This window comes from Caballeronia calidae, assembly GCF_900044055.2.
In the GTDB taxonomy this organism is placed as follows: Bacteria; Pseudomonadota; Gammaproteobacteria; order Burkholderiales; family Burkholderiaceae; genus Caballeronia; species Caballeronia calidae.
Map to the genome: position 1 here is coordinate 1 of NZ_FCOX02000139.1, position 7,783 is coordinate 7,783.

General features: G+C 57.9%; 6 protein-coding genes and 2 pseudogenes. 3 read left to right on the forward strand and 5 right to left on the reverse strand.

The features are described 5' to 3' along the window. From AWB78_RS40530 to istA, 3 genes and pseudogenes are all read right to left on the reverse strand, one after another. Window positions 1-539: transposase (locus AWB78_RS40530; RefSeq protein WP_198399358.1), on the reverse strand; the 539-nt coding region annotated here is incomplete at its 3' end. A gap of 57 nt (window positions 540-596) precedes the next feature. Then, window positions 597-962, reverse strand: a pseudogene (locus AWB78_RS40535) (ATP-binding protein); the annotation flags it as partial. Next, entirely contained in the window at window positions 959-2,452 is a 1,494-nt protein-coding gene (gene istA, locus AWB78_RS40540) for an IS21 family transposase (protein WP_062612665.1), read from the reverse strand. The gene istA and the pseudogene AWB78_RS40535, both read right to left, overlap by 4 nt. Before the next feature lie 140 nt (window positions 2,453-2,592). On the opposite strand from istA, the gene AWB78_RS40545 reads away from it, so the two are divergent. Further along, entirely contained in the window at window positions 2,593-3,357 is a 765-nt protein-coding gene (locus tag AWB78_RS40545) for an FkbM family methyltransferase (protein WP_062612667.1), read from the forward strand. Between the two features lie 871 nt (window positions 3,358-4,228). Here the strand turns inward: AWB78_RS40545 and AWB78_RS49630 are convergent. After that, a complete protein-coding gene (locus tag AWB78_RS49630) occupies window positions 4,229-4,714 on the reverse strand; it encodes a DUF1488 family protein (RefSeq protein ID WP_332460148.1) in 486 nt (161 codons plus the stop codon). A gap of 992 nt (window positions 4,715-5,706) precedes the next feature. On the opposite strand from AWB78_RS49630, the gene AWB78_RS40560 reads away from it, so the two are divergent. After that, window positions 5,707-6,201: a helix-turn-helix transcriptional regulator gene (locus tag AWB78_RS40560; RefSeq protein ID WP_062612672.1), complete on the forward strand. Its 495-nt coding sequence runs from the start codon at window positions 5,707-5,709 to the stop codon at window positions 6,199-6,201. Beyond that, window positions 6,198-7,154, forward strand: coding sequence for a nucleotidyl transferase AbiEii/AbiGii toxin family protein (locus tag AWB78_RS40565; protein ID WP_082883624.1), 957 nt, complete (start codon window positions 6,198-6,200; stop codon window positions 7,152-7,154). Before AWB78_RS40560 ends, AWB78_RS40565 begins: the two co-directional genes overlap by 4 nt. An 88-nt stretch (window positions 7,155-7,242) precedes the next feature. On the opposite strand, the pseudogene AWB78_RS48985 reads toward AWB78_RS40565, so the two are convergent. Then, window positions 7,243-7,470, reverse strand: a pseudogene (locus tag AWB78_RS48985) (hypothetical protein); the annotation flags it as partial. Window positions 7,471-7,783: the final 313 nt, after the last annotated feature.

Here is a 7,783-nt window from a genome sequence, read left to right on the forward strand (position 1 = left end):
TTCGCCTTGGCCAGCAGCGCATCGATCTGTTCTTTGAGTTCCAGCTCGGCTTTCTTCATCCGCTCGTAACTCATCGCCTTATGACGCGACGCATTGGCCTTGATCTTCGTGCCGTCAACGGCAATCGTCCCGAGCTTGACCAGTCCGCATTCCTTGGCCAGCTTCACCACTTGCACAAACAGGTCCGACAGTTCCTTCAAGTGAAAGGCGCGAAAGTCGCAAAGCGTGCGATGCGCCGGATAGTTGCCCGCGGCGAGGACCCGGAACGCGACATCTTCATGCAGCTTCCTGGCCAGCTTGCGCGACGAGAACACCCCGGTCGCATAGCCGTAGACGAGCACCTTCACCATCATCGCCGGATGAAAGGGTTGATTGCGCGGGCCGCCGCCCGCATACCGCGCATGGAAGCTTGACAGGTCGAGCGAATCCACCGTGTCGCTGATGTAATAGGCCAGGTGCCCTTCAGGCAGCCAGTCTTGCAGCGCGTGGGGCAGCAACATCTGCTGCTGCGGCTCGTAGGGAAGATAGCTTATTGGCATCTCCTAACAACGCTTACCCGGCTCGGCCGGATGACATCAGATTTCTGCCGCGCATACTCCTAGATGACTCTTGCCGGCCCCAGGCGGACCAAACAGGAGCGCCGTGGCACCTTTCTCAAGCCACGAATCGCCGGTCGCGAGCGCCATGACGTGTGCCTTTGAAACCATCGGCACCATGCTGAAGTCGAAGGTCGCAAGCGTCTTGGTCGGGTCCAGATGCGACTCGGCACGATGTCGTTCAATGCGCCGTTTGGCCCGCTCGGCCAGTTCGTGTTCGAGCAATGCGCCGATCAACCGTGTGGCCTGCCAGCCTTCCTTGTCGGAGCGCTCCGCAAACTCGGGCCAAAGGCGGGCGATGGTCGGCAGGCGCAGTTCATTGAGCATCAAGACAAGACGGCCGGCATCGTAAGCATGCGTGCTCATGCGACCTCCTTGTCGAGCAGGTCGTCATAGCTGCTTGCGGGTGGCATCTCGACATTGACGTTTGGGCAATCGGCGTGACGCGGCGCGAACTCCTCGCGCAGAGCCTTCAGATCAGGCAGCTTGCCGTCAACCAGCAACGCGTTGAGGTGCGCGGCCAGCACGGCCTCGACGCCATCGAGCGCGGCGAGTTCAAGCAATCCAACGATGACTTTGCACGCCTCGCGTTGCGTCAGTCTCGCCTCCAGCTGTTCCCAGGTCCGGCGATAGGCCTCGCGCGGAAACAGCTCGTCTCGAAACGCAAGCCCCTTGAATGCCTGCGGCTTGCGTTTGAGGCTCTCAATGAAGTGTCGGTAATCAAGTGCGCGGCGGTTGTCGCCGGCACGCGAACCTCGCGAGGTGCTATGCACCAGCGCGCCTGACAGATAGCAGTCGAGCCGGTCACCATACACGCGCACCTTCAGACGATGACCGATCAGGCGCGACGGCGCGCTGTACAGAATGCCGCGTATGGTGAAGGTGCTGCAGCGTGTAACGCGCGCTTCTTCCTCGACGAAGTCGGTCGTGCGCCTTAACGGGAGATCCATGAGCTGTTCGCGCTCAAGGCGGAACGCCGCTGCGTTACGCCGGTTGCGACGCATGACGACCTCGCGCAGAAACTCATCATAGGCCGCACGATCAACGAAGTCCCGATGGCCGCGCAACATCAACGCCTGGTCGACAGCTTCCTTTAAATAGCGATGCGATGACTCCACGCTACCGTTCTCGTGGCCCAGGCCGCGATTGTTGCGCGTCCCGTTCATGCCGTAGTGCTCGAGCAGCGCCGCATAGCGCACTGTGAAGTCGTCTTTATCCGCGAGGTTTCTGAACGCCGCCGACAGACTGTCGGTGCGATGCTCGCGCGGACATCCCCCGGCCTGCCATAGTGCATTTTGCAATCCCATGGACAGTGCTTCGAAGCTCTCGCCGCCTTCAACGACATTAGCGTATTCCCAGCGCGAGAACGCGAGCACGAAGTGGTACAGCCGGTGTTCGAATGGCACGCCAGCGATCGTCACTCCCAGTTCGGCCATGTCGGTGAAGTCGGACAGGCCGCGTGCGCCAGGCTCATGCAACTGCGGGAAGAAGACTTCCTTCGGTGGACCGGACATCGCCCTCCAGTGCCGAATGCGCCGCTCCAGTGTGCGACGTGTGCTGTCCGGATACTGCCCGGGATGATCGTCCTGCAGCTTGCGCAGGATGGTGATCGCCTGAAGTTGTGGCGCGTTCGCAAGCATCGGAACGACTTCGGTGTCCCAGACGTCGGCGAAGGGATCGGGACGGGAACGCCAGTAACGACGGGGTTTCTGTGATGGCAGGGTGGTGTCACGTTCGATGCGCCTTGCGCTGCGGACACTGATGCCCGCCTTGGCGGCGGCGATCTCCTGCGAGTGATGTTTGCGTTTGGACATGTAGAGGCGAACCTGTTGGTCGGTAATGCGGGTTCCAGACATGTAGCTGATCGCTTTCTTGTTCGATCAGCCATCGTAGAACCCGGCCGACTCGGCGCCGCCGGTGATGCGTCGTCTTCGGCGGCTACGCCGCCTTCGACACCTCATCACCGGCCAAAATCTTCGCCGCTACACCGGCCAACATGATTGTCGCCCTCCACAACGACTACAACGTTAGTCACTCGAATTACGCGTATGGTGTTGGACATCAGATTCTCCAGCATTCATGCTTTGACGCAAACGAAGTCGGGGCCCTGCTTGCACTACTCAACCGCAGACGCCAGTATTTCGGTGACGGTGTTTTCGCGATCGACGGCGGAGCGAACATCGGGGTACATACCATCGAATGGGCGCGCCATATGCATGACTGGGGACGTGTTCTCAGCTTCGAGGCGCAAGAGATCGTGTATTACGCATTGGCAGGCAACATTGCCCTGAATAATTGCTTGAATGCGCGTGCGAAGCTTGCCGCGCTCGGCGAGAGCCCTGGCGAACTGATCGTGCCGCAGCCGGACTACTTTGCCCATGCCAGCTTCGGAAGTCTTGAATTGCGTCAACAGGCAAATACAGAGTATATCGGTCAACGCATTTCGTACGCACCGTCGGCTGGAGCGCCAGTTCCAGTGGTGAGCATCGATTCGCTTCATCTCGAACGCATTGACCTCATCAAGCTTGATGTCGAAGGTATGGAAGTTGAAGTGCTACGCGGCGCGCAAAAGGCGCTGGAGAACCACAAACCGATACTTTCAATCGAGATCATCAAATCTGATCAGTCAGTGATCAAAGGGTTGCTCGACGAGCGCGGATACCGCCATTTCCCAGCTGGAGCGAATCTCCTCGCCATACATCTCGACGATCCCGTACTACAACATATCGGCCACGACGATGGCGTTACTTACCTGAACTGATCCTCTCTATGCGCCGGATCACGTCAATTTACATTACGACTCGAGATCGCTTTTTCTCGTCGGGCAAACAACCCATACGCGCTTCGACGTGGCGGGACATCTGCGCACTGAAGGAGAAAATGCGCTTATACCTTGAGGCTGCGGTTGAAAAACCGGGCACGATGCATTGATCACCACGGCGGTTGGCGAGGCCACCTGAGCAGCGCTGGCTGACGCAAATGATGCGCGATGCGGGACCGTCCTGCGAAAGCCTCTATAAGGCGCTGTCCGGTGAACGTAGCCCGACTTCTCGGCCATGCTTAAAATCATCCGTGCGCTCGGCATGAAGCTACACTTCGAAGCGGCGTAAAACCATGCCGTGCTTTCTCAGGCTCTGGCTGTACGCTTCACGTTCGTTAGCCGGTAGCTCAGTTACCGTGGCCAAACAGCCCGAACAGACGAGCATCCTGTTGTAGGATGTGCCGCAGACACAGAGAGTACTGATCAATCTGGGATTGCGCGGTACAGATGCCGGTGAGTACTTTACTGTGCTTACTTTTTTGCAGACCACGAACCCTCTTCACATCGGATGCAGGCCAGCTCGGTCTCCGACTCCATCAGCGGCTTCTAATTCGGAGCGAGTTTCCTCTCAGCTTGCCTGCCTTTGCCGCGCACACTTCGTTCACCACGGTGCGACTTTCGACGGCCTCACACCTTCCGGTCCGCGCCCACTTGACTGGCCGTCTCGTCACCAAAACTTCGTGTAAGGCGCGCTTGGAATTCGATTCATTTATGCCTCCGTTCTCGATTTTATAAAAAACCTTAGCACCCCGCTTTTTCCGGCCGTCCCCAATACGCGCAAGCACTTTCAGCACTCGCCCTTGAACCAAAACTATAGTCGCACAAAGTCGGCCTCCGTCAATTCTAAGCGCGAGGTCGGCTTGGCCAGCAGTTTGCGTTGTGCGACCGCCTGAATACGGCTGTATCCATCACAAAAAGCCTTTAAAATTTTCGCATCGTCCGCATGAAACGGAAGCCAAAAATGCACCTCCAGCGCCGCGCGGGCAATCACGCATTCCACTGGCTCGCTTTTGCGCATCAGGACGAAGACCACGCCGCGACGGTTGTTGGAGATTTGAGGTTTCGGGCCAAGTGTTTCCATAAAGGGTTGAAGCAGCGCACAAGCTGGATTAAATTGTCGCATAGGCGGCGCCTTTTTGGGGCCGAACTCGTTCTTTAACGCCAACATGTCGGTGCCGCGTAAGCGCTTTGGAACGCGCCTCAGTTGCTCATTCAAAGCTTCATGCAACAACGGTGCGCCCCAGTGCACCCGCCTTGCGTGCACTGGGATTGCCAGCCCGCCCATGGTTCCGGTCATAGCATCACACATGTAAGCGGCACGACCGATGAATCAATCACATTACGTGAAAGCAGTTCACAAAAATTGATTCGAAATGCGGTTCCGTCGCCGTGGAGCCCCATTACCAGCTACCAGCTCGGCGTCGATGGCTCAGCGAATGCGTTATAGCCGCGCATCGAAGCGCACCGCCACCGCATCACGTATGCGCCGAGTTGTAGACTGCCAGCGCACGTCGAGCCGCACCGCGACAGCCTTTGCTTGGTCCTTCGACCGAGCCGCAGAAGACTGCCGCCCGCGCTCGCACGTCCCGATTCCTGTGGTTGATTGCTCCTCGTTGTACCGGCGCACCCCCCCCTGCACGGGTCGCCCAAGCGCTGGCGCACCTCGGCGTGCGGCATCGCGTCGACGAACACATCCGGCACAAGAGCTTGAGCGGCCCCACCAAACGCGCGTGGCAGCAGGAGCATGCGTTGCCGGCGGCGCAGCGGTTCTTCGCCTGGGCGGCCAAGCGGATAGATACTGAGCGGTGCAAAGTGCGTAGTGCGGACACGACACGGGTCTTCGCCGAAGGCCATGTCGAGACAACAGTGCCCACCCCATTCTCGATCGCCCAGTGCGAACGCACTGCGTGTGCGACGCGGGCAACGTCCCTGGGCAGGCTGGAGAAGTAGTGGCGGCGTTCGGTCGTGACGGTATCGCCGATCCTCGCGCGTGGCTTCGATGATGATGGCCGCCGAGCGGGCATAGGGCCAAGAGGATGTCTGCCCGAGCGCTTCCCATTCAAAGGCGCCGCAATGCCGGGTTTCGATGCGGCCATGGTCCTTGTCAATCTCGCGGGGCTCGCTGATGAGTTCACTCCGCTTTTGCAGAGACAGGCTCACTCAACGGGTTTCAGGCGGCGGGCGGGCTAACAACAGCGACATTGAGCACACCGCACCTCAGCCGGAAACGCCATCCGGCTAATGTGCAATTTCTTGCGCATTCATCTATACTGATTGCGGAGGTGCTAAATGGACATGTTTTCACTAGGCCAAACGGTGCGGGAAAGACGTCGCATCCTCGGATTAACGCAAGCGCGACTTGCTAAGATGGCCAATTTGTCTCGGCGGACAATCCACGAGTTGGAAGCGGGTAAAGCCCAAATTCCGGACCTTGGCGTCGAGGCTGCATCGAAATTGCTGGGCGTGCTCGGCCTGTCGTTGCATCCATCTTTGACGGGCAGGCAGAAGAAGCGCGGCCTTTGGATGGCGGCAAAAAACGCAAGCGTCAGCTACAAAGGCGAGTTCTCGGCAGAGATGCTGGAGCGTGCGCTCGCCACGGCGGAAGTGCCGTTTGGATATGAGGCCCACATCGGCCATTTTCTCGACGAGTCGCCGCTCGATTATGTGGTCATGGCCGTCGAAGAGGCCGCGCAGATCGAACATCGCACACCAGCGGAAATTTGGACGAACGTCACTCGCCTGGCGCAGCAGCATTCCATCAACCGTAAAAGCATTTGGGTATGAGTCAACCAGAAAATCTACCTTCCGGCCTTTGGGAAAAGCTTCTTCCCAACGCCTTCGTGCTGATGGACGAAATTTCGACGCACGGCGGAGTGTCCAATCCTTTTTTTACATTTGGCGGTGGCACAGTCCTCATGCTGCGTCACAACCACCGGCTTAGCAAAGACATCGACATCTTCGTTCCCGACCCACAATCGCTGGGCTTCATCACTCCGCGGTTGAGCGACGTCGCGGACGCGCTATGCGACTCTCAATATGTGGAAGGGAACGGCTTTGTTAAATTGCAGATGGACTTGGGAGAAGTCGATTTCGTCGCCTCTTCAAATCTTCTGCCTGACGCTCTCGCATTCGAAACGTGGGAGCTTTGCGGTCGTTCCATTCGCGTCGAGACTGCTGCGGAGATCATCGCCAAAAAAATGTACCATCGCGGCAATCAAGGCACTGCTCGCGACATTTTCGATTTGGCGATGGTGATCGAAAGAGAACCCGAAGCCCTGCCGCATGCGCAGGGCTTCATGTACCGTTTTTTGGACCGCATGTCAGATTCTCTCAAGTCTCCACCTGAAGCCATGAAACAGCGTTTCGCCGCACTCGAAACGCTGGCATATACGCCAACGTTTGATCAAGCCGTCGGCGTCGTGCAGTCTTTTCTTGCAAACCTACAGACGCTCAGAGAGCGATCGGCTAAAGAAGCGTCGGCCTTTATTCGCTCAAATGGTTTGATAGGCCACTCACTGGACGCCACCAAAGGTGAGTACTTTGGGCCTATCGTTCATGAGACTGCACGTCACATTGTGCAAGAGATTGGGCGCAGCGAAGCTGTGGCGCATGATCGCGCAGCACTCAGCGTACAGCCCGGGCAACATCGCGCGGGATCAGCGTTGACGATCCGGTACAGAAATGGCGGTGCGACGGTGACTGCCGCTCAACGATCAACACTCGCAAATCGCAGGTAGTCGTTGGTACCTTGCAACCTCCCCGGGCACGACTCGATGCGGCAGCTTTGAAGGGGGCTCGCTGGTGTAGAAAGAGATGGCCGAAAAGATCTAGACCGACGTCCACATCGAGAGTGCCAATATGACGCATGTCTTCGTTGTCGCCTAGCAGCAGCCAGGGGACCGTGCCTCCGACGATTGCAACTCCCCTTTTAAAACTGCCAAGGATCTGGCCTCTTTCGAAGAGTACAATCTTCACGGCGACGGTTGTGCGATCGGCCGCAGGCGGTGATCGAACGGACGACCGAGCAGTGCTACGCGAACGACAAAAATCCAAGCATTCAACGTCTGATCAAAGTGACATGCGATGATGCGTCATCGGTCCATGCGTCATCACACTCACAGATCTCCAGGACATCTCGCGATGATCGAAGTTGATAAGCGGTTCGATCAACTTGCGCTTTTGCGGCGAAGGCATAGTCCACGCTTGATGCATCGCGCCGGCCACCGCTGAACGCGACCCAGCAGTGTTTTGCGCATGCAGGGTGACCTCCATTTCCCTGGCTGTTATATGGTATCCGCTAATTTACGCACACCGTAGCGAGAATTGTTCGCAATGACTGGGCGAGCGTAGGCGCATCGCGACGATC